This is a genomic window from Streptococcus sp. HMSC070B10, from assembly GCF_001808665.1.
GTDB lineage: Bacteria > Bacillota > Bacilli > Lactobacillales > Streptococcaceae > Streptococcus.
On record NZ_KV794175.1, the window covers coordinates 8,428 to 29,093 of the forward strand.

Below are 20,666 nucleotides of genomic sequence, written 5' to 3' on the forward strand. Positions count from 1 at the left end.
AGGCAGCAGTGGATCTCATATCAACTAGGAGTTACCATGGGACCTCAACTCTTCACATAGCTGAGCGTGCTGGACTAAGCCAGGCAACTTTGTTTAAGTATTTTAAGACGAAGGATGATCTACTGACGGCTATTTTACATCCTGTAGTCCCAGGCATTTTCGGTAGTTTTGTTGAGGAACTCTTAGCTTTTGAAACGACAGAAGAGAGGGTTCGTTATCTCGTCCACGATCGTATGAGCTATCTCAAAAAAAATCGTGCTTTGATGAAAATCATTCTGCAGGAGAGTTTTTCAAATAAGAAACTAAAAAATGAACAGATTTTTATCTGGAATGCTATTCAAGATAAACTTCGAGTGCTTCATAAAGAATTGCTAGCAGATCCACGTGTAAATCCAGAGTTAACGATTCCTCAAATGGTTCGTATTTGTGTTGGTCCATTGTTGGCTTACTTCGCTCAACTTTATATCGTTAGCGACAACGGAGAAATAAAGGAAGAGGACCTAGACTTATTAGAAAAACAGATTTTAGGTGGTTTGTGGAAATAAGGGAGTTCTAGAAGAGCTAAGATTTATTTACTTGACTTTCAAACAAGCTAAAAAAGACATGTTCTGCTTATTTCAGATTCATGTCTTTTTTGTTGTTGGATTTTGTATTCTTCATAAGTCCTCAATCGCTTTGCCAAAACAGAAACCGACTTCTCCAGCGGTGCAACGATTTCTCAAGTGTATGGAAGAGGAGATTTCTGGCTTGCTAAAGACAATTCCTTGACACTTTGTCAGCTTTTGATACAATAGTACAAAATCAGAGGAGGTGGGTTATGATTCAGAAACATGCGATTCCTATTTTAGAGTTTGATGACAATCCTCAGGCGGTCATCATGCCCAATCACGAGGTTCTGGATTTGCATTTGCCCAAGAAGTGTGTCTATGCTTTTTTAGGTGAGGAGATTGACCGCTATGCGAGGGAAGTAGGGGCGGACTGTGTCGGCGAATTTGTTTCTGCCACCAAGACCTATCCAGTTTATGTCGTGAACTACAAAGGCGAAGAACTTTGTCTGGCTCAGGCTCCTGTTGGTTCAGCTCCAGCAGCCCAGTTTATGGATTGGTTGATTGGATATGGTGTGGAGCAGATTATTTCCGCTGGAACCTGTGGTGTGCTGACTGATATAGAAGAAAATGCCTTTCTAGTCCCTGTTCGGGCTCTGCGAGATGAAGGAGCCAGTTATCACTATGTGGCCCCTTCTCGTTATATGGAAATGCAGCCAGAGGCTATTGCTGCTATTGAGCAAGTTTTGGAGGCCAGAGGGATTCCCTATGAAGAAGTCATGACCTGGACCACAGATGGTTTTTACCGAGAAACAGCTGAAAAGGTGGCTTATCGCAAGGAGGAAGGCTGTGCTGTTGTGGAGATGGAGTGTTCTGCGCTTGCGGCAGTAGCCCAACTGCGAGGGGTTCTCTGGGGTGAATTGTTGTTCACAGCTGATTCCTTAGCAGACTTGGACCAGTACGATAGTCGTGACTGGGGTTCAGAAGCTTTTGAGAAGGCCTTGGAACTCTGCCTTGAGATAACTTCTCAGATATAGCTACTCTCCCTCTTTTTATGGTACAATGGATGTATGTTATTCAAATTATTTCTTAAAAAAATTGAAAGGGCCTTGGGTGGACTTTCGCCAGCTCGTCGGATCTTTTTAAGTTTTGCTGGAGTTATTTTTATAGGCTCTCTTCTTTTGAGTTTGCCTTTTGTTCAGACAAATGGTTCTCAGGCCACTTATTTTGACCATCTTTTTACGACGGTGTCCATGGTCTGTGTGACTGGCCTTTTTACGCAACCAGTGGCTACTACCTATAATGTCTGGGGGCAGTTGATTTGTATGTTCTTGATACAGATTGGTGGTCTGGGGCTCATGACTTTTATCGGGGTCTTTTATATTCAGGGGAAGCAAAAGCTTAGTCTTCGCAGTCGTGAAACCATTCAGGAGAGTTTTAGTTATGGGGAGACTCGGTCGCTGAAGGCCTTTATGCGCTCCATCTTTTTGACGACTTTTCTGGTGGAGGGCTTGGGCGCCTTCCTGCTAAGTTTCCGTTTTATTCCTGAGTTCGGCTGGGGACGAGGCATTTTTACCTCTATCTTTTTAGCCATTTCAGCCTTTTGTAATGCTGGTTTTGATAATTTCGGCAGTAGCAGTTTAGTGGCTTTTCAGACGGATCCCTTAATCAATCTGGTCATTGCTGGCTTGATTATCACAGGTGGTCTTGGATTTATGGTCTGGTTTGACTTGGCAACCCAGTTTGACAAGAAGAAAAAACGCCGTCTGCGTTTTCACACCAAGCTGGTCCTCTTCTTGACCGCAGGGATCTTGCTGTTTGGGACAGTATCCACACTCTTTACGGAGTGGCACAATCCAGGAACCATTGGCAATCTCAGTGTGCCAGAGAAAGTGCTGGTCAGCTTTTTCCAAACCGTCAGCATGAGAACGGCCGGTTTTGCTTCTATTGATTACACCCAAGCTCGGCCTGTGACCTTGTTTATTTATATCCTACAGATGTTTCTCGGAGGGGCGCCTGGAGGGACGGCTGGGGGTCTCAAGATTACGACTTTCTTTGTCTTGTTGGTTTTTGCGCGTAGTGAATTGCTGGGCTTGCCTCATGCCAATGTTGCGCAGAGAACCATTGAGGCTCGAACAGTTCAAAAATCCTTTAGTGTCTTCATTATCTTTTTGATGACCTTCTTGTTGGGCTTGATGTTGTTGGGAATTACAGCAGAAGGAACACCGCGATTTATTTACCTCATGTTTGAGACCATTTCAGCCCTTGCGACAGTTGGGGTAACGGCAAATCTGACACCAGAACTGGGCAAGTTAGCTCTCAGCATTGTCATGGTACTCATGTTTATTGGCCGTATCGGTCCCTTGACCTTGCTGGTCAGTCTAGCGGATTACCAGCCTGATAAGAAAGATTTGATTCAGTATATGAAAGCAGATATTAGTATTGGATAAGAAAGGAAGAACTATGTCAGATCGTACGATTGGAATTTTAGGTTTGGGGATTTTCGGGAGTAGTGTCCTGACGGCCCTAGCCAAGCAAGATATGAATATTATTGCCATTGACGACCACGCTGAGCGTATCAATCAATTTGAGCCAGTTTTGGCGCGTGGAGTTGTGGGCGATATCACAGACGAGGAACTCCTCAGAACTGCAGGAATTGATACCTGTGATACGGTTGTAGTGGCAACAGGGGAAAATCTGGAGTCGAGTGTGCTTGCAGTTATGCATTGTAAGAGTCTAGGGGTACCAAGGGTTATTGCCAAGGTCAAAAGCCAGACAGCCAAGAAGGTGCTAGAAAAAATCGGTGCTGACTCGGTGATTTCACCTGAGTATGAAATGGGGCAGTCTCTAGCGCAGACCATTCTCTTTCATAACAATGTTGATGTCTTTCAGCTGGATAAAAATGTGTCTATTGTGGAGATGAAAATTCCGAGTGTTTGGGCAGGTCAAAGCCTGAGCCAGCTGGATCTACGTGGCAAATACAATCTCAATGTCCTAGGATTTCGTGAACAAGAAAATTCACCACTGGATGTCCAGTTTGGACCTACTGACCTCTTGAAGGCAGATGCCTATATCTTGGCGGTTATTAACAACCAGTATCTAGATGACTTGGTAGAATTAAATTCGTAAAAAAATTAATATAAGTATTTTATAAGAGGGATTTAAGAAAAATTTTAACTTTTTCTTAATCCTTTTTAATTTTAGGAGATTATACTAGAGTCATCAAATAAAGAAAAACTCTAAGGAGAATCCTATGAAATTCAATCCAAATCAAAGATATACTCGTTGGTCTATTCGCCGTTTTAGTGTCGGTGTTGCCTCAGTTGTTGTGGCTAGTGGCTTTTTTGTCCTAGTTGGTCAACCAAGTTCTGTACGTGCCGATGTGGTCAATCCAACCCCTGCTCAAGTAGCGCCAGATGCGACTGCGGTGAGTGAAAAGAGCGACTTACCAGTAGGAGTTCTCAAAGAAGCAGTCGATACAGCTCTTCCTTCAGAACAGGCAGATTCAACACCTAAAGCAAGCTTGGATACTGCAAGCTCTCCAGAAAAAGCAGATGCAGGTGCTAAAGAGCCAGTAGTAGCACCAAAAGAAGAAGCGCAAGCAAAACCAGAATCTAAGAAAGAAACAGAAGATGCGGTTAAACCTGTGGAAAGTCCTGCAGCTACAGTTGCTGGACAAGACCGTGAAGCAAGTGAAGCGCAGCCAGCAACTACCCCAGCTGAAGTCCAAAAAGGCGTGGCTGACAACACTAAAGATACAGTGGATGTTCCGGCATCTTACTTGGATAAGGCTAACTTCCCAGGCCCATTTACAGCCGGCGTTAACCAAGTTATCCCATATGAATTCTTCGCTGGTGATGGTATGTTAACCCGCCTTATTTTGAAAGCTTCCGACAAGGCTCCATGGTCAGACAACGGTTCGGCTAAAAATCCCGCCCTTCCACCAGTAGAGAAATTGGGCAAAGGTCTTTACTTCTACGAAGTGGATTTAGCAGGCACCCAAGGCAAATCAGACAAAGAGCTACTTGATTTCTTAAAACAAAACGGCACTCAAAGCTATAAGGCAACTATCAAGGTGTACGGCGCTAAAGATGGCAAGGCTGATTTGAGGAACCTTGTAGCGACTAAAAGTTTGGATGTCAATTTGAACGGCTTGACTACTCCAGCCGAAGTTCAAAAAGGCGTGGCTGACAATACCAAAGACACAGTGGATGTTCCAGCTACTTACCTAGATAAAGCTAACTTTCCTGGCCCATTCACAGCCGGTGTCAACCAAGTTATTCCATATGAATTCTTCGCCGGTGACGGTATGTTGACTCGCCTTATCTTGAAAGCTTCAGACAAGGCTCCATGGTCAGACAACGGTTCAGCTAAAAATCCAGCTCTCCCACCAGTAGAGAAATTGGGCAAAGGTCTCTACTTCTACGAAGTGGACTTGGCCGGTACTCAAGGCAAATCAGACAAAGAGCTTCTTGACCTCTTAAAACAAAACGGCACTCAAAGCTACAAGGCTACTATCAAAGTGTACGGTGCTAAAGACGGCAAGGCAGATTTGAGCAATCTAGTAGCGACTAAAGATTTGGATATCAACTTGAATGGCTTGACTACTCCAGCTGAAGTTCAAAAAGGTGTGGCTGACAATACTAAAGACACAGTGGATGTTCCAGCTACATACTTGGACAAAGCCAACTTCCCTGGTCCATTCACAGCTGGTGTCAACCAAGTTATTCCGTATGAATTCTTCGCCGGTGACGGTATGTTGACTCGCCTTATCTTGAAAGCTTCAGACAAGGCCCCATGGTCAGACAACGGTTCAGCTAAAAATCCTGCCCTTCCGCCAGTAGAGAAATTGGGCAAAGGTCTTTACTTCTATGAAGTAGACTTGGCAGGCACTCAAGGCAAATCAGATAAAGAGCTTCTTGACCTCTTGAAACAAAACGGCACTCAAAGCTATAAAGCTACTATCAAAGTATATGGTGCAAAAGATGGCAAGCCTGACTTAACTAATTTGGTAGCGACAAAAGAGTTGACAGTGAACTTGAATGGGTATAAGTCTCTCAATCCGATGAAATCGCAAATGCAAGCTGCTAGCCAGGATAAGATGATGCCTAACAAAGAGCAGGACAAAACCATGAATGCTAGCCAGCCTATGGTAACCTCAAGCAAAATGTCTGATGAAGGTAAGATGGAATCTAATAACAAGGCGTCAAATCCAATGATGGCTGATCAAATGAAAGAGCAAAAATGCATGCTTCCATATACCGGTGAAGCTCAAACATCAATGGCTACTCTTGGATTCTTTGGATTAGCCTTGGCCGGCCTGCTAGGTGGACTCGGTTTGAAAGCTAAAAAAGAGGAAAATGACTAGTCTAGCTACAGACTTCCTATCTAGGATTTGAAAAATCCAGATATCGTTTAGAATGTTCGTAAAGAGATTAAAATAGTGTTATACTATTGTGGTATAGCACTGTTTTTTTCAAAGGAGATATAGATGGGAAAGACAATTTTACTCGTTGACGACGAGGTAGAAATCACAGATATTCATCAACGCTATCTGGTTCAGGCAGGTTATCAGGTTTTGGTAGCTCATGATGGAGTAGAGGCCTTGGAAATCTTCAAGCGAAAAGCGATTGATTTGATTATTACAGATATCATGATGCCTCGGATGGATGGTTATGATTTGATTAGTGAGGTCCAGTATCAATCTCCAGATCAGCCTTTTCTCTTTATCACGGCTAAGACTAGCGAGCAGGACAAGATTTATGGCTTGAGCTTAGGGGCAGATGACTTTATTGCCAAGCCCTTTAGCCCTCGTGAGCTGGTTTTGCGTGTCCACAATATCTTGCGTCGCCTTCATCGTGGAGGTGAGACAGAAGTCGTCAGTCTCGGGGATTTACGGATGAATCACGGTAGCCATGAGGTCCAAATTGGAAATGTGGCGCTTGATTTGACCGTCAAATCCTTCGAACTTCTATGGCTTCTAGCTAGCAATCCAGAGCGAGTTTTTTCTAAGACAGACCTCTATGAAAAGATCTGGCAGGAAGACTATGTGGATGATACTAATACCTTGAATGTTCATATTCATGCTCTGCGACAGGAGTTGGCTAAACATGCTAGTTCAGAAACACCGACCATCAAAACCGTCTGGGGCTTGGGCTACAAAATTGAGAAAGCACGAGGTAGTCAATGAAATTAAAAAGTTATATTTTAGTGGGGTATATCATTTCAACACTCCTAACGATTATCGTGGTTTTTTGGGCCATCCAGCGAATGTTAATTGAAGAAAGAGAAATTTATTTCCTAGTGGGTATGACTCTCGTGGCTAGTTTTATCGGTGCTGGGATTAGTCTCTTTCTCCTATCGCCGGTCTTTACTTCATTGGGCAAACTCAAGGAACATGCCAAGCGGGTAGCGGATAAGGACTTTCCATCAAATCTGGAGGTTCAAGGCCCTGTAGAATTTCAACAATTAGGCCAAGCTTTCAATGAAATGTCCCATGATTTGCAGGCCACCTTTGATTCCTTGGAAGAAAGCGAACGTGAAAAGGGCTTGATGATTGCCCAACTATCGCATGATATCAAGACCCCTATCACGTCAATCCAAGCGACGGTAGAAGGAATTTTGGATGGGGTTATCAAGGAAGGAGAACAGGACCATTATCTAGCAACCATTGGGCGCCAGACGGAAAGACTCAATAAACTGGTTGAAGAGTTGAATTTTTTGACCCTAAACACAGCTAGAAATCAGGTGGAAATTGCCAGCAAAGACAGCATTTTTCTGGACCAGCTCTTGATTGAGTGCATGAGTGAATTTCAGTTCTTGATTGAGCAGGAGGAGCGAGATGTCCACTTGCAGGTAATCCCAGAGTCTGCTCGGATTGAGGGAGATTATGCCAAGCTTTCTCGTATCTTGGTGAATCTGGTCAATAACGCTTTTAAATACTCTGCTCCAGGAACCAAGCTGGAAGTGGTGGCTAAAGTGGAGAATAACCAGCTTTCAATCAGTGTGACCGATGAGGGACAGGGCATTGCTCCAGAGGATTTGGAGAATATTTTCAAACGCCTTTATCGTGTCGAAACTTCGCGCAATATGAAAACAGGTGGTCATGGCTTAGGTCTTGCGATTGCGCGTGAATTGGCCCATCAATTGGGTGGAGAAATCACAGTCAGCAGCCAGTACGGCCTCGGAAGCACCTTTACCCTCCTTCTCAACCTCTCTGGCAATGAAAATAAAGCCTAAAACCCCTTTACAAATCCAGCTATTCATGGTAAAATGGATTTTGTGTGAAATATCAGCAGGAAAGCATGAAGCTCGTCAACAGGTGTCTTATGATAAGTAACCTTGGCTGTTTAGGCGAAGGGCATCTGCACGAATCAGGGCTTTCTAAGTGACTATTTCCACCGAAATATTATTTATATCAGGAGGACATTCACATGTCACGTTATACGGGACCATCTTGGAAACAAGCTCGTCGCCTTGGCCTTTCACTTACAGGTACAGGTAAAGAATTGGCACGTCGTAACTACGTACCAGGACAACACGGACCAAACAACCGTTCTAAATTGTCAGAATACGGTTTGCAATTGGCTGAAAAACAAAAACTTCGTTTCACTTACGGTGTAGGTGAAAAACAATTCCGTAATTTGTTCGTACAAGCTACAAAAATCAAAGGCGGAATCCTAGGTTTCAACTTCATGCTTCTTTTGGAACGTCGTTTGGATAACGTTGTTTACCGTCTTGGTCTTGCGACTACTCGTCGTCAAGCTCGTCAATTCGTAAACCACGGTCACATCCTTGTTGACGGAAAACGCGTTGATATCCCATCATACCGCGTAACTCCAGGTCAAGTGATCTCAGTTCGTGAAAAATCATTGAAAGTTCCAGCTATCCTTGAAGCAGTAGAAGCTACTCTTGGACGTCCAGCATTCGTATCATTCGACGCTGAAAAATTGGAAGGTTCATTGACTCGCTTGCCAGAACGCGATGAAATCAACCCAGAAATCAACGAAGCACTTGTCGTTGAATTCTACAACAAAATGCTTTAATTTTAAGAAATATCTTACAGAAAGCCTACAACAGTGGGCTTTTTGCTTTGTCTTAAAATGTTGATTTCTGGGTTTGTCCCCCTTTTTGTCTCCCTTCACAAAGAACTTACAGCTTTCTCATAAAATGAGACGGCTTTTTTTGATTTTTCTTTGGAGAGATAACTGTAAGTGTCCATAGTCATAGCCAGTGTAGAATGACCTAATTCCTTACCAAGTGGTATGGAGAATGAACTTGAACCAAGAGCGAACGCCGAGAAAATGCAAAAAAGCACTTAGAATAATCTAAGCGCTCAAGAGTAGTGGACGGTGTGCCTGTCCCGTCATCTCATACTATAAAGTTGCGTAGCGACACTATCATTTCTACCTCACTTCTCTTTAAACTAATTATATCATAAAGGAGTAGCAGCTTGACCACTGACGAAGTAGAAAAGAAGCTTAAAAGCTATTGTAATAGTGTCTTGTGGATTGAATATTAGGATAGGAAAGTTTATAATGAAGTTAAAGTAAAGGAGGTTTCGTTTTATATTTGATAATACCACCAAGCAAAGAGTTATTGATTTTTTATAATCAAATTGATGAGTGGGTTGACCAAGTTTATCCAGACCAAAATAAACCTTCTTTATCGTTTAAGAAAGACACTCCCCAATCTATTTTAGATTTATTTGATAGCATTAAATCGAAAATTAGTTTTGATTCCCTAGAATGCAAGTATTGAAATAATAATTATGGACAAATTAATCATGAAAAATAAGATAATTGATGTTTATAAAATTGCGAATCGTCTTGTTTCTATTACTGTTGAGAATCCTGATTTTTCAGATTTGAAGATCATTCAGTTTGTTAGAATTGGAGAAAAAGAGTATAGGGTACGTAGTGTCCCTATGATTCATTCAACTCCACCTAAATCGATCTTTGAAATAGATACATTTACAATTGACTACACTGAGGATGACTTGATGAATAAAGAGGCGGTATTTAGAAGATCGAATAACGAATCTTAATGGATCGATAGAAATTGTAGCAATAATAAGGTGTTTGTGATAAAAGACATATAAGAAATGATAGGAAAAATCAGAATAATGGCAGATTTTAATGAGAATGGATGCAATGATTTAGAGTTGCTAGATGGGATGTGTGACTCCGTTACAGCAGAATCTTTTCTTGAAGGATACAGTGATTTTTACAAAGAGACTGAAGAGTCAAAAATATGGTGGATTGATAAAATAGATTCTATAGGAGAACATCTATTGAGCTTTGATCAGAAAAAATTTACAACTTATTTGAGGACTATCCTTATAATATGACTGAAGAAGAAGTTGAAATTTTTGATAGTGAAAATCCTTTTTGGAGAGATTTTTTCTCAGACAGAAAATTATAAGCAATCCGTTTATATTGGACTTTTTAGAGATAGGACTAATAGAAAATAAAGGTATTTAAAGATGATTAAAATTTCAATTAGTTTGTTACTAGATGCGATTGAAGATAACATAAATGACGAAGAACTTCAATCTATCGATTTCGAGAGTCATATTAGAAAAATTACAAAAGAATTCCAGGAAGAAAATGGCGAATTCTTAGTAAAAGAAGAAGCGTTTGAAACACTCCCTTTGGACAGAGATAAAAAGGATAAAATCATTGAGCAAATAAAACAGAATAGTCAAAATGTTTTCGAAGACGATTTCGATACCTTGTTGCAATTATATTTTTGAGCACCAAGAATAATTCAAGCACTTATTTCACACTAAATAGAAAATTACAAAGATTGATAAACAAATTATTACGATGTACAAAATAGAAGATGGAGCCTCTAAGAGGCAGTATTCTATTGTGAGTGGAGGTTGTAAAGGTATTGCAACTATCGATAAAATTACTTTGGAATATAGCTATCTTGGAGATGATCTAGGACAATTCGCTTCGTTTGTAAAAGACACTTTAAGTAAAAGTATTAAGTTAGGAAAAGAATTGCCAGATAAGTTTTCGTATGGCTTTGGATAAGTTGTGGAATATCTTATATAGGAGAATCAAGATATATTATGGCGATATTAGATGATTTACGAGCATTGTATGACAATGGTTGGGACGCTTCTTTTGATTATAATGGTCAAGTATGTGGTATTTTTCCTAATTCTGTTTATGATATTGTCGTCGTCCTTGAAGATAATGAATATAAAGTGGCATCTTTTGATGAGTTAATTTCTTTACAGATTAATGGGAAAACTTTGCTGGAAATCATGAGTGAGGTTGAAGTACAATAGAGAAAAAGATAGACAATAAATTCAGATGCACAGATTGAAAGTTGAGAAAAAAGTGCTATAATTAAGATATGAAGGATAGAGGTTGAGAATCTGTCACCAACGCGCCACTTATAGTGGGTCGAGAAATGCAGGAGCCCCGACAGTCCTGCCTATCCTTGCAAATAAATCAGCCCTTAGAAACGAATCTAGGGGCTTTTTGCTTTATCTTAAAATGTTGATTTCTGGGTTTGTTTAGAAATTTGCTAGTAAGATTATTTGCGTATCTAAGTCTATCTATGCCAAGAATTAAGCGATGTTGATGATATAAATCTGGTGTGATATAATGTTTTGGCCCCCTCAATTCAAGGAAGGGAGGTGTTACATATGTTAGAAACTTTACTCACAGTGTTTCTAGCTCCGTTACTTATTAACGTGTTATCTGAGCTTTTCAAGTTATGGCTTAAGAAACGTAAAAAGTAATGGTTAACCCTTTTAGAGGGTAGCAAAAAACCCCATCGGTGGCACGGTGGGGCTTTTTTGGTTACATATGCTGTAACTTTACTCACATTGTAAGTTCATTCTAACATATAACCCCCGATATTTCAAGCTTTTTTTTGATATTACTCAGAGTGTGTTTGTGGTTTGAGTTCGCTCTACTGAAATCAGAACACGCGCTCCTAGATTCCATTCTACAGCAAAGAAATCAACTCTTTTCTAGGGGATTTCCGCCCTCATTTTTCTCTTTTGTGCTAAAATAGATTTATAAATTGAAAATAAGGAATGTTTATGAAATCGGGTAATGGTTTTTGGAAAGGATGTCTCTATTTTTGGGGCTTCTTGTTCTTATTGGGCCTTTTGGTTCAATATGCTCTTCCGCTTGCGGCTTGTGTACTGCTAGGCTATGGCGGTTACCGTCTCTACAAACGTTGGCGTTATCCTCTTTTGCAGGATCGTTCTCTCGATGATCGGATTGAGCTTTTAAAAGCTCGGATTCGCCAGGCGGACAAAGATATTCAGCAATTGGAGGAAACTTTAGTAGAAAAAGGCTCAGTGGCCTATAAGAGTCTGGCCAATCAAGTATTAATCGAACTGCGGGAAATTCATCAGGAGGCGGATCGTCTTAAGTCCTATATCGATGCTGATGTCTACAACCGTATTGACAAAAAGGTTCGTACAGTAAGGGCAAACATCGATGTTCAGCTAGAACGTTTGGATAGGGAAAGTCAGGTAGATCTTGAAAATGCGGAGCCAGAGGAATTAGCTCCAGAATTATCCCAGACCTTGGCCAATATTGCTATTGACCATCAGGCCATTCTAGACAAGATTGCTACCTCGGCTGAGGGTGATAAGGAAGAATTGACTGCTATTCATAGTTTGAAGATGGAGAAATTCCAAACGATTTTAGAAGGCTATTTAAAGATTAAGGCCAATCCTAAAAACTATAATCGGGCAGAAGAACGCTTAGAGCAAGCTAAAGCAGCTATCGAACAATTTGACCTTGAACTGGACCAGGTGTTGAGAGAACTCAATGAAACAGATATGCGTGATTTTGATATCAGTCTGCGTATCCTAGAAAAAGATCGCAAAGAATAGGTTAGAAATAAAGGAGTAACCATGACAGAATTTAATTTTGATATTGACCAGATTGCCAATAATACGGTAGCTAAGGTAGATAAGACAACCCAAATCATCGAGACCAATACTGGCTCAGATAAGTCCTTGACTTTCCTTGAAAAGTTGAGCCCTGAGCAGCAAGAAGGAATCAAGGCGCGCGTGCCCCAGTTAGTAGACCAATTTGTTACCAATCAAAATGCTCTTTTGGATTTTGGACAATCTGCTGTAGAAGGTGTGAATAATACGGTCAATCGTATCTTGTCAGAACAAAAGAAATTACAGATTCCCCAAGTGGATGACTTACTCAAGAATACCAACCGTGAGTTGCAAGGCTTTGTCGTCAAATACAAGAACGCTGAAATTGCTGAGTTAGAAGAAAAGCCAAACTTTTTGCAACGCTTGTTTAACAAGAGCAAGAATACACTACAAGAATTTTACTTTGATTCAAAAACAGTAGAGCAAAAGCTCGATGGCATGGCTGCCGCAGTGGTCAAGCAAGAAGATGTCTTAGCTCGAAATATCGTCTCTGCTGAAATGTTGATTGAGGACAATACCAAGTCTATTGAAAATCTAGTGGGAGTGATTTCCTTTATCGAAGCTAGCCAGACAGAAGCTGGTAATCGCGCTGCTGAACTGAAGGCCCAAGCTGACCAACTTGATACAAGTACGGTAGAATACCAAACCAAGTCACAAGAATTGGCCCGCATGGCTGAAGTGGTCAATACCCTCGAACAACAGCACACTGAGTATGTCAGCCGTCTCTATGTTGCCTGGGCAACAACACCTCAGATGCGCAATCTTGTGAAGGTGTCATCTGATATGCGCCAAAAATTGGGTATGCTTCGTCGTAATACGATTCCAACAATGAAGCTTTCCATTGCCCAACTTGGTATTTTGCAACAATCAATGAAATCAGGTGTCGTGGCAGATGCTATTGTCAATGCTAACAATGCTGCTCTTCAGATGCTAGCTGAGACCAGCAAGGAAGTGATTCCGCAGATGGAACGAATTGCCCAAAGCCCGACAGTCGCTGTCGAATCGGTTACCAAACTGGCTGAAAGTCTGGTTGCACAAAACCAAGGTATCGTCGCAGCTATTGAATTGGGACGCCAGAAACGTGCCCAACTAGAAACAACCATTGTCAAGTCCGCAGAAATGATCAACGATTCTGTCAAACTACGCGATGAGAAAATCGTCCAAGCTCTTCTAGAACAAGGCAAGGCCGCCCAGAAAGAAGTACAAGAATAACACACAAGTCCCCTGCAAGCATAGTTTGCAGGGGATTTTGCTTTGCTAGGAGTCTTTACCAACCATTGTTAGTTGCAAGCTAGTAGGTACAACACCAGAAGCCCAAGCAGAATTAACCGCTTATCTAGAAAAGTTGAATGAGATTTAGAGACTTGTGAGAATACTCTGCTAAAAATTTAGAAAAATAAAATGACAGTAGAAAATCTATTGTCATTTTTGTTATTGAGGACTGCAACAAAGCTTATCTTTAAATGTTTGAAAGTTTACTTCTTTCTTGGATATCAGTTTTAATACATTCTTCCAATACCTTTGCATCAACATAGATCACATTCCCAATCATTTTTGCAGGAATATTCATAGACAGTACCTGTAAAGAATATTTTTTAACAAGTGGTTCAAGTTTTGAGCCGTTTATATTGTTGTTAATGGCAGGGAAAATGATATCTTCCCATGAAAATGTGTAGTTATAGATTGTCTTGTTAAATCCAAGCTCTCTGACCTTAACTTTATCGTGTATGCGAATCAGTTTTACTAGTATATTAACACCGTCAATATTCTTGGCTTTATAATTTTCACGTAAGTCTTTAAAATTAGTGTAGTTCTTGAAGGCAAGATAAGCCAGTAGAATCATTAAGATTAAAGGAATAATGCCCTTAGACGTTAGCAAGTCACTTATAGCTGTCAACTTAAAACTAAGTATGAAGTTGATAACAACTGCGTACAAAATAGCTAGTAGTGGCAATTTTACAAATAAAAAAGACTTGTATTTTATGGAAGTAATTGTATTGCTTTCTTTAAATTTTATTTTCATAAATGTTTCTCCTTAAATATTATCAGTTGGAAGAATATAGAGAAAGACTATGTAAAGTTAGTTTTATAATAAAACACCCCATCAGCTAGATATTTTTGTCTAACTAATAGGGTGTAAGTCATGAAACGGAATGACCTATTACTTAACCTCTGTAAACACAACGTGTTTGCGAAGTTTTGGTGAGTATTTCTTCAATTGAAGACGGTCTGGAGTGTTACGTTTGTTTTTAGAAGTAAGGTACAAGCGTTCACCAGATTCTTTGTGTTCAAGTGTAATATTTACGCGCATGGTATCTCCCTTCTATTATTCAGCTGATGCAGCTTTAGCGATTTTACGTCCTTTGTAGTATCCTTTAAGTGATACACGGTGAGAACGTGAGTAATCTCCAGTAGTTTCGTCAAAGTTTACAGATGGAGCTGTTACTTTGTAGTATGTACGACGTTTGTTTTTCTTCGCTTTTGAAGTGCGACGTGCAGGTACTGCCATTTTGATTTCTCCTTTAGGTATTTATATTCGATTCAATCTACTGATTTTCATCAACCATACTAGGATAACACATTTTTTTTGTAAAGTAAAGTTACTTGACAAAAAAAGATGAAAAAATTCTCCCGTCCGACCTAGCAGACAGGAGAAGGTGTTAAATATCAATCTCAAATGGTTCGTCAATGGTTTCTGATACGTATTTTCCGTCTTTTTTTCGTTGCTTGACACATTCTGTGAGGAGATACTCGATTTGCCCATTGACTGAACGAAAGTCGTCTTCTGCCCATGATGCGAGTGCAGCGTATAACTTTGTTGAGAGTCGAAGGGGGATCTGCTTTTTTTTAGCTTCAGCCATCTTTAGTAAAGACTTCCTGTGTTGACAATTGGTTGTGCATCATGATTGCCACAGAGGACGACTAGGAGATTCGAAACCATGGCAGCTTTTCGTTCTTCATCAAGTTCAACCAATTCCCCTTCGTTGAGACGTTCTAGTGCCATTTCAACCATTCCTACAGCGCCGTCTACAATCATCTTACGGGCATCAATAATGGCAGATGCTTGTTGACGTTGAAGCATGACAGCGGCAATTTCTGGAGCGTAAGCTAGGTAAGTAATACGTGCTTCAAGGATTTCTAAGCCAGCATCCTCAACACGACTTTGGATTTCTTCACGAATACGGTTAGCTACAATTTCACTAGAGCCACGGAGACTCCCTTCATCTGCTTGTCCATCGCCTGTAGTATCTACATTAGGAGACACATCGTAAGGATAGATGCGGACAATATTACGGAGGGCGCTATCACACTGCAAAGAGAGGTATTCCTTGTAGTTATCTACGTTGAAGACTGCCTTAGCGGTGTCGACTACACGCCAAGTAACGGCAATTCCAATTTCCACAGGATTTCCTAGACAATCATTGATTTTTTGGCGAGAATTGCTCAAGGTCATAACCTTTAGGGAAATCTGTTTCTTGCCAATTTCAAGATTTACATCATTGCCATTTGATGATTTCATCCCTGAAAAAGGAGATTTCGTGCTAACGTCACCACTTTGCCCAAGTCGGGTGTGGTTTGCAGGGTTAACTGCTACGCTGAAGGGATTGACAAAGTAAAAACCAGGTTCTTTGATGGTACCTGTATAGTTACCAAAAAGAGTCAAAACCAGAGCTTCCTGAGGTTTGACAACTTTTAAACCAGTATGAGCTAGGCCTGCAATTAAGCTTAATAAAAGTCCGATAATAATTCCAAAAACGTTTTCCGAACCAGCGCCCATTATTAATATAAAGATACCAAGTACGAGTGTCAACTCAATGAGAATCAATGCGAATACACCATTTGGTTTTGAATTGATGAGTTTTTCAGTCATAAGAATGACCTCCTGCTATTTGATATCTAAATGATATCACTTTAATTTATAAAGTCAAGAAATAAATGTAAAATTTTTAAAGAAAATATTTCTGTATAGAATTTTCTGAAAATTCAAGAATTTTCTTCTGTTCATTGCTTTTAAAATGTGCTATAATAGTAAAAACTGAAATGGGAGGGAACAAATGACTGAATTAGATAAACGTCACCGCAGCAGCATTTATGACAGTATGGTTAAATCACCAAACCGTGCCATGCTTCGTGCGACTGGTATGACAGATAAGGACTTTGAGACACCGATTGTGGGAGTGATTTCGACTTGGGCGGAAAATACGCCATGTAACATTCACTTGCATGATTTTGGGAAATTGGCGAAAGAAGGTGTCAAATCGGCAGGTGCTTGGCCTGTACAGTTTGGTACCATTACCGTAGCGGACGGGATTGCCATGGGAACGCCTGGTATGCGTTTCTCTTTGACATCTCGTGATATCATTGCGGACTCTATCGAGGCGGCTATGGGTGGTCACAATGTGGATGCCTTTGTTGCTATCGGTGGCTGTGACAAGAACATGCCTGGTTCTATGATTGCTATTGCCAACATGGACATTCCAGCTATTTTCGCCTATGGTGGAACTATTGCACCGGGTAATCTTGATGGCAAGGACATTGATTTGGTTTCTGTCTTTGAGGGAATCGGAAAATGGAACCACGGTGACATGACAGCTGAGGACGTGAAACGTCTTGAATGTAATGCCTGCCCTGGCCCTGGTGGCTGTGGTGGTATGTATACAGCTAATACTATGGCGACTGCTATCGAAGTTCTAGGGATGAGTTTGCCAGGATCTTCATCTCACCCAGCTGAATCAGCTGATAAGAAAGAAGATATCGAAGCAGCAGGACGTGCTGTTGTTAAGATGCTGGAGCTTGGTCTCAAACCATCAGATATCTTGACTCGTGAAGCCTTTGAAGATGCCATCACTGTAACCATGGCTCTTGGTGGTTCTACAAATGCCACTCTTCACTTGCTTGCCATTGCCCATGCGGCTAATGTTGACTTGTCACTTGAAGACTTCAATACAATCCAAGAGCGTGTGCCTCACTTGGCCGACTTGAAACCATCTGGTCAGTATGTCTTCCAAGACCTCTATGAAGTCGGTGGTGTGCCTGCGGTTATGAAATACCTCTTGGCAAATGGTTTCCTTCATGGAGACCGCATCACATGTACTGGTAAGACTGTTGCTGAGAACTTGGCTGACTTTGCAGACCTCACTCCAGGTCAAAAAGTCATCATGCCACTTGAAAATCCTAAACGTGCAGACGGTCCGCTTATCATCTTAAACGGAAACCTTGCCCCTGATGGAGCGGTTGCTAAAGTATCAGGTGTGAAAGTGCGTCGTCACGTTGGACCAGCTAAGGTCTTTGACTCAGAAGAAGATGCGATTCAGGCCGTTCTGACAGATGAAATCGTTGATGGCGATGTAGTCGTTGTTCGTTTCGTTGGACCTAAGGGTGGTCCTGGTATGCCTGAGATGCTATCACTTTCTTCAATGATTGTTGGTAAAGGTCAGGGAGACAAGGTTGCCCTCTTGACGGATGGACGCTTCTCTGGTGGTACTTATGGTTTGGTTGTCGGACATATCGCTCCTGAAGCTCAGGATGGTGGACCGATTGCCTACCTCCGTACAGGCGATATCGTTACGGTTGACCAAGATACCAAAGAAATTTCCATGGCCGTATCGGAAGAAGAACTTGAAAAACGTAAGGCAGAAACAACCTTGCCACCACTTTACAGTCGTGGTGTCCTCGGTAAATATGCCCACATCGTATCATCCGCTTCTCGTGGAGCTGTGACAGACTTCTGGAATATGGACAAGTCAGGTAAAAAATAAACTTAAAAAGCAAGCCATTTTCGGCTTGCTTCTTTTCATCTTCAAAAGTGATTTGCCTGCTTATACTTAATAAAAATCAAAGAGCAAACTAGAAAGCTAGGCGCAGGTTGCTCAAAGCACAGCTTTGAGGTTGGAGATAAAGCTGACGTGGTTTTAAGAGATTTTTGAAGAGTATTAACGAGGTGGCAGTCCAAGGGCAATACGGCCGTAGCGACTGATTCGTGTGATCTTCCAGGCAGGCGACCAGGTAACTTCAACCTTGACATCTTCGATACCTTCGATTTGTTTCAGACCTGCGACGATTTCGATAGGCAGGCTTTCGGCGCAATCGCAGGCGGTGTCGGTGAAGGTCATGACAATCTTGCAGAGACCCGTTTCATCCAGATTGATTTCATAAATCAGTCCTAGATTGTAAACATCCAATTCCACATCTGTATCAAAAACCTTCTCTAGTTTTTCGATAATTTGGTCTTGTAAGGCCAAAGCGCGGTCATTGATTTTGATATCGTCTCTCATAACAGTCCCTCCACGTGATAAATATCCTCTATTTTCTCATAATTCTGACAATTTGGCAAGTTTTTGATGAATTTTCTGAAAAGACTCTTTCGAGATTTTCTTCTCTTACTGTTTTAATCCCTCTATTTATGGTAAAATAAGACTATTAAGTTTAAAGAGGATTCCCTATGAAATTACAAAAACCAAAAGGAACGCAGGATATTTTACCTGCTGAATCTGCCAAATGGCAGTACGTTGAGGGCTTTGCCCGTGAGATTTTCAAGCGCTATAACTATGCAGAAGTGCGCACGCCTATTTTTGAGCATTACGAGGTTATCAGTCGCTCTGTCGGAGATACAACGGATATCGTAACCAAGGAAATGTACGATTTCTATGACAAGGGTGACCGTCATATTACCCTCCGTCCAGAAGGAACAGCGCCCGTTGTCCGTTCCTATGTGGAAAATAAACTCTTCGCTCCAGAAGTGCAAAAGCCAAGTAAGTTCTATTACATGGGCCCTATGTTCCGTTATGAGCGTCCGCAAGCAGGGCGTTTGCGCCAGTTCCACCAGATTGGTGTTGAGTGTTTTGGCTCTAGCAATCCAGCTACCGATGTGGAAACCATCGCTATGGCAGCCCATTTCTTGAAAGAAATTGGCATCCAAGGTGTTAAATTGCACCTCAACACTCTTGGAAATCCTGAGAGCCGTGCAGCCTATCGTCAGGCCTTGATTGACTATTTGACACCGCTCAAGGAGACCTTATCTAAGGATAGCCAGCGTCGCTTGGAGGAAAATCCTCTCCGTGTCTTGGACTCTAAGGAAAAAGAAGACAAGGTGGCAGTGGAGAATGCGCCGTCTATCTTGGATTTCCTTGATGAAGAAAGCCAAGCTCATTTTGATGCTGTGCGTCAGATGTTGGAAAATCTTGGTGTAGACTACATCATCGATACTAATATGGTGCGTGGTCTGGACTACTACAACCACACCATTTTCGAGTTCATTACTGAGATTGAGGGCAATGACCTGACAGTCTGTGCGGGTGGTCGTTACGATGGCTTGGTTGCCTACTTTGGTGGCCCTGAAACTGCTGGATTTGGTTTTGGACTTGGTGTAGAGCGCCTGCTTCTCATTCTTGAAAAGCAAGGTGTAGCCCTCCCTATCGAAAATGCCCTAGATGTTTATATCGCAGTCTTGGGTGAAGGAGCAAATGTTAAGGCCTTGGAGTTGGTACAAGCCCTTCGCCAACAAGGATTCAAAGCAGAGCGTGATTACCTCAACCGTAAGCTCAAAGCTCAGTTCAAGTCAGCCGATGTCTTTGCGGCTAAGACCCTCATCACCCTAGGTGAGAGCGAAGTCGAAAGCGGACAAGTGACGGTCAAGAACAACCAAACACGAGAAGAAGTGCAAGTATCACTTGATGCAATCAGCCAAAACTTCTCAGAAATCTTTGAAAAACTAGGATTTTAATGATAGATAAACTGGTCAGAGAACTACTCTGACCTTTTTCTTTTGCAAAATGACAAAAATCATAAACTTTTTGACAAATATGCTTGTCAAAAAGAAAAAGATGTGTTACAATAAATTCAAGTTAAGAAATAGGAAGCAGAAAGGAACGATTATGTGGGCATTAGGATTTGTACCTCTTGTGATTATATTTTATCTCTATCATATCCAAAGGGTCAAGAAACTAGAGAATAAAATCAAAAGAATTGAGCAAAAACAGAAAGGAAATAAAGAAATGTCAAGATTATTAAAAGAATTGATTGGGAAAAAACCAACAATCATTGGACAATTGTTTGGGACAGACAACTGGGAAGTTGTGGATGTTGACGAGGAATGGGTCAAACTACGACGTGTTGATAAAAAGGGGAAAGAAAAATTCAAGTTGCAACGTATTGAGGATATCCAAACCGTTGAATTTGACGGAGAGTAGGTG

Annotated in this window: 24 protein-coding genes; 18 read left to right on the plus strand and 6 right to left on the minus strand. The window is 41.3% G+C overall.

Features of this window, described 5'->3' with window-relative positions:
• The 15 genes from HMPREF2613_RS05290 to HMPREF2613_RS05370 form a co-directional block, all read left to right on the plus strand.
• Window positions 1–545: TetR/AcrR family transcriptional regulator (locus tag HMPREF2613_RS05290; RefSeq protein ID WP_070479501.1), on the plus strand; the 545-nt coding region annotated here is incomplete at its 5' end.
• A 272-nt stretch (window positions 546–817) separates the two neighbouring features.
• A complete protein-coding gene (locus HMPREF2613_RS05300) occupies window positions 818–1,582 on the plus strand; it encodes a nucleoside phosphorylase (RefSeq protein ID WP_070479505.1) in 765 nt (254 codons plus the stop codon).
• 33 nt (window positions 1,583–1,615) lie between these two features.
• A complete protein-coding gene (locus HMPREF2613_RS05305; RefSeq protein WP_070479508.1) occupies window positions 1,616–2,995 on the plus strand; it encodes a TrkH family potassium uptake protein in 1,380 nt (459 codons plus the stop codon).
• Between the two features lie 13 nt (window positions 2,996–3,008).
• Complete coding sequence (locus HMPREF2613_RS05310; RefSeq protein WP_070479510.1) at window positions 3,009–3,674, plus strand: potassium channel family protein; 666 nt, start codon at window positions 3,009–3,011, stop codon at window positions 3,672–3,674.
• A gap of 124 nt (window positions 3,675–3,798) precedes the next feature.
• A complete protein-coding gene (locus tag HMPREF2613_RS05315) occupies window positions 3,799–5,913 on the plus strand; it encodes an SSURE domain-containing protein (protein WP_070479513.1) in 2,115 nt (704 codons plus the stop codon).
• A gap of 123 nt (window positions 5,914–6,036) precedes the next feature.
• The gene (locus HMPREF2613_RS05320) at window positions 6,037–6,735 is read left to right on the plus strand and encodes a response regulator transcription factor (protein WP_070479516.1); all 699 of its coding nucleotides are present in this window, start codon (window positions 6,037–6,039) and stop codon (window positions 6,733–6,735) included.
• Entirely contained in the window at window positions 6,732–7,784 is a 1,053-nt protein-coding gene (locus tag HMPREF2613_RS05325; protein ID WP_070479518.1) for a sensor histidine kinase, read from the plus strand. Before HMPREF2613_RS05320 ends, HMPREF2613_RS05325 begins: the two co-directional genes overlap by 4 nt.
• Window positions 7,785–7,978: 194 nt before the next feature.
• Window positions 7,979–8,590, plus strand: coding sequence for a 30S ribosomal protein S4 (gene rpsD, locus HMPREF2613_RS05330; RefSeq protein ID WP_000092756.1), 612 nt, complete (start codon window positions 7,979–7,981; stop codon window positions 8,588–8,590).
• A 725-nt stretch (window positions 8,591–9,315) separates the two neighbouring features.
• Window positions 9,316–9,591 carry a hypothetical protein gene (locus HMPREF2613_RS05340; protein ID WP_083279226.1) on the plus strand — a complete coding sequence of 92 codons (276 nt, stop codon included), beginning with the start codon at window positions 9,316–9,318 and terminating at the stop codon, window positions 9,589–9,591.
• 78 nt (window positions 9,592–9,669) lie between these two features.
• Window positions 9,670–9,894: a DUF7675 family protein gene (locus tag HMPREF2613_RS05345; protein WP_261673969.1), complete on the plus strand. Its 225-nt coding sequence runs from the start codon at window positions 9,670–9,672 to the stop codon at window positions 9,892–9,894.
• Between the two features lie 135 nt (window positions 9,895–10,029).
• A complete protein-coding gene (locus tag HMPREF2613_RS05350; protein WP_070479522.1) occupies window positions 10,030–10,299 on the plus strand; it encodes a hypothetical protein in 270 nt (89 codons plus the stop codon).
• A 73-nt stretch (window positions 10,300–10,372) separates the two neighbouring features.
• Window positions 10,373–10,585: a hypothetical protein gene (locus tag HMPREF2613_RS05355; RefSeq protein WP_070479524.1), complete on the plus strand. Its 213-nt coding sequence runs from the start codon at window positions 10,373–10,375 to the stop codon at window positions 10,583–10,585.
• 38 nt (window positions 10,586–10,623) lie between these two features.
• The gene (locus HMPREF2613_RS05360) at window positions 10,624–10,845 is read left to right on the plus strand and encodes a 16S rRNA processing protein RimM (RefSeq protein WP_070479527.1); all 222 of its coding nucleotides are present in this window, start codon (window positions 10,624–10,626) and stop codon (window positions 10,843–10,845) included.
• A gap of 765 nt (window positions 10,846–11,610) precedes the next feature.
• A complete protein-coding gene (locus HMPREF2613_RS05365) occupies window positions 11,611–12,417 on the plus strand; it encodes a coiled-coil domain-containing protein (protein ID WP_070479529.1) in 807 nt (268 codons plus the stop codon).
• A gap of 21 nt (window positions 12,418–12,438) precedes the next feature.
• Window positions 12,439–13,686: a toxic anion resistance protein gene (locus HMPREF2613_RS05370; protein WP_070479531.1), complete on the plus strand. Its 1,248-nt coding sequence runs from the start codon at window positions 12,439–12,441 to the stop codon at window positions 13,684–13,686.
• Between the two features lie 247 nt (window positions 13,687–13,933).
• Here HMPREF2613_RS05370 and HMPREF2613_RS05375 read toward each other — a convergent pair whose 3' ends face one another.
• From HMPREF2613_RS05375 to HMPREF2613_RS05395, 5 genes are all read right to left on the minus strand, one after another.
• Entirely contained in the window at window positions 13,934–14,497 is a 564-nt protein-coding gene (locus HMPREF2613_RS05375) for a hypothetical protein (RefSeq protein WP_070479534.1), read from the minus strand.
• Between the two features lie 138 nt (window positions 14,498–14,635).
• Entirely contained in the window at window positions 14,636–14,785 is a 150-nt protein-coding gene (rpmG, locus tag HMPREF2613_RS05380) for a 50S ribosomal protein L33 (RefSeq protein WP_001265622.1), read from the minus strand.
• Window positions 14,786–14,800: 15 nt separating this feature from the next.
• Window positions 14,801–14,983 carry a 50S ribosomal protein L32 gene (rpmF, locus tag HMPREF2613_RS05385; RefSeq protein ID WP_070479536.1) on the minus strand — a complete coding sequence of 61 codons (183 nt, stop codon included), beginning with the start codon at window positions 14,981–14,983 and terminating at the stop codon, window positions 14,801–14,803.
• A 151-nt stretch (window positions 14,984–15,134) separates the two neighbouring features.
• Window positions 15,135–15,335: a type II toxin-antitoxin system antitoxin gene (locus tag HMPREF2613_RS05390; RefSeq protein ID WP_000796544.1), complete on the minus strand. Its 201-nt coding sequence runs from the start codon at window positions 15,333–15,335 to the stop codon at window positions 15,135–15,137.
• Window positions 15,336–15,337: 2 nt separating this feature from the next.
• The gene (locus tag HMPREF2613_RS05395; RefSeq protein ID WP_070479539.1) at window positions 15,338–16,345 is read right to left on the minus strand and encodes an SPFH domain-containing protein; all 1,008 of its coding nucleotides are present in this window, start codon (window positions 16,343–16,345) and stop codon (window positions 15,338–15,340) included.
• Window positions 16,346–16,529: 184 nt separating this feature from the next.
• Between HMPREF2613_RS05395 and ilvD the strand changes: the two genes are divergently transcribed.
• Window positions 16,530–18,233 carry a dihydroxy-acid dehydratase gene (ilvD, locus tag HMPREF2613_RS05400; RefSeq protein ID WP_000137343.1) on the plus strand — a complete coding sequence of 568 codons (1,704 nt, stop codon included), beginning with the start codon at window positions 16,530–16,532 and terminating at the stop codon, window positions 18,231–18,233.
• A 174-nt stretch (window positions 18,234–18,407) separates the two neighbouring features.
• On the opposite strand, the gene HMPREF2613_RS05405 is transcribed toward ilvD, so the two are convergent.
• Entirely contained in the window at window positions 18,408–18,749 is a 342-nt protein-coding gene (locus HMPREF2613_RS05405; RefSeq protein ID WP_001204052.1) for a metal-sulfur cluster assembly factor, read from the minus strand.
• 167 nt (window positions 18,750–18,916) lie between these two features.
• Here HMPREF2613_RS05405 and hisS point away from each other — a divergent pair, with 167 nt between their 5' ends.
• Both hisS and HMPREF2613_RS11755 read left to right on the plus strand, forming a co-directional pair.
• Entirely contained in the window at window positions 18,917–20,197 is a 1,281-nt protein-coding gene (gene hisS / locus HMPREF2613_RS05410; RefSeq protein ID WP_070479542.1) for a histidine--tRNA ligase, read from the plus strand.
• 271 nt (window positions 20,198–20,468) lie between these two features.
• A complete protein-coding gene (locus HMPREF2613_RS11755) occupies window positions 20,469–20,663 on the plus strand; it encodes an aspartyl-tRNA synthetase (protein ID WP_229294803.1) in 195 nt (64 codons plus the stop codon).
• Window positions 20,664–20,666: the final 3 nt, after the last annotated feature.

Coding starts and splice junctions, on each gene's coding strand:
- HMPREF2613_RS05300 (WP_070479505.1), top strand. CDS start 818: ATGATTCAGAAACATGCGATTCCTATTTTAGAGTTTGATGACAATCCT.
- HMPREF2613_RS05305 (WP_070479508.1), top strand. CDS start 1,616: ATGTTATTCAAATTATTTCTTAAAAAAATTGAAAGGGCCTTGGGTGGA.
- HMPREF2613_RS05310 (WP_070479510.1), top strand. CDS start 3,009: ATGTCAGATCGTACGATTGGAATTTTAGGTTTGGGGATTTTCGGGAGT.
- HMPREF2613_RS05315 (WP_070479513.1), top strand. CDS start 3,799: ATGAAATTCAATCCAAATCAAAGATATACTCGTTGGTCTATTCGCCGT.
- HMPREF2613_RS05320 (WP_070479516.1), top strand. CDS start 6,037: ATGGGAAAGACAATTTTACTCGTTGACGACGAGGTAGAAATCACAGAT.
- HMPREF2613_RS05325 (WP_070479518.1), top strand. CDS start 6,732: ATGAAATTAAAAAGTTATATTTTAGTGGGGTATATCATTTCAACACTC.
- rpsD (WP_000092756.1), top strand. CDS start 7,979: ATGTCACGTTATACGGGACCATCTTGGAAACAAGCTCGTCGCCTTGGC.
- HMPREF2613_RS05340 (WP_083279226.1), top strand. CDS start 9,316: ATGGACAAATTAATCATGAAAAATAAGATAATTGATGTTTATAAAATT.
- HMPREF2613_RS05345 (WP_261673969.1), top strand. CDS start 9,670: ATGGCAGATTTTAATGAGAATGGATGCAATGATTTAGAGTTGCTAGAT.
- HMPREF2613_RS05350 (WP_070479522.1), top strand. CDS start 10,030: ATGATTAAAATTTCAATTAGTTTGTTACTAGATGCGATTGAAGATAAC.
- HMPREF2613_RS05355 (WP_070479524.1), top strand. CDS start 10,373: ATGTACAAAATAGAAGATGGAGCCTCTAAGAGGCAGTATTCTATTGTG.
- HMPREF2613_RS05360 (WP_070479527.1), top strand. CDS start 10,624: ATGGCGATATTAGATGATTTACGAGCATTGTATGACAATGGTTGGGAC.
- HMPREF2613_RS05365 (WP_070479529.1), top strand. CDS start 11,611: ATGAAATCGGGTAATGGTTTTTGGAAAGGATGTCTCTATTTTTGGGGC.
- HMPREF2613_RS05370 (WP_070479531.1), top strand. CDS start 12,439: ATGACAGAATTTAATTTTGATATTGACCAGATTGCCAATAATACGGTA.
- HMPREF2613_RS05375 (WP_070479534.1), bottom strand. CDS start 14,497: ATGAAAATAAAATTTAAAGAAAGCAATACAATTACTTCCATAAAATAC.
- rpmG (WP_001265622.1), bottom strand. CDS start 14,785: ATGCGCGTAAATATTACACTTGAACACAAAGAATCTGGTGAACGCTTG.
- rpmF (WP_070479536.1), bottom strand. CDS start 14,983: ATGGCAGTACCTGCACGTCGCACTTCAAAAGCGAAGAAAAACAAACGT.
- HMPREF2613_RS05390 (WP_000796544.1), bottom strand. CDS start 15,335: ATGGCTGAAGCTAAAAAAAAGCAGATCCCCCTTCGACTCTCAACAAAG.
- HMPREF2613_RS05395 (WP_070479539.1), bottom strand. CDS start 16,345: ATGACTGAAAAACTCATCAATTCAAAACCAAATGGTGTATTCGCATTG.
- ilvD (WP_000137343.1), top strand. CDS start 16,530: ATGACTGAATTAGATAAACGTCACCGCAGCAGCATTTATGACAGTATG.
- HMPREF2613_RS05405 (WP_001204052.1), bottom strand. CDS start 18,749: ATGAGAGACGATATCAAAATCAATGACCGCGCTTTGGCCTTACAAGAC.
- hisS (WP_070479542.1), top strand. CDS start 18,917: ATGAAATTACAAAAACCAAAAGGAACGCAGGATATTTTACCTGCTGAA.
- HMPREF2613_RS11755 (WP_229294803.1), top strand. CDS start 20,469: ATGTCAAGATTATTAAAAGAATTGATTGGGAAAAAACCAACAATCATT.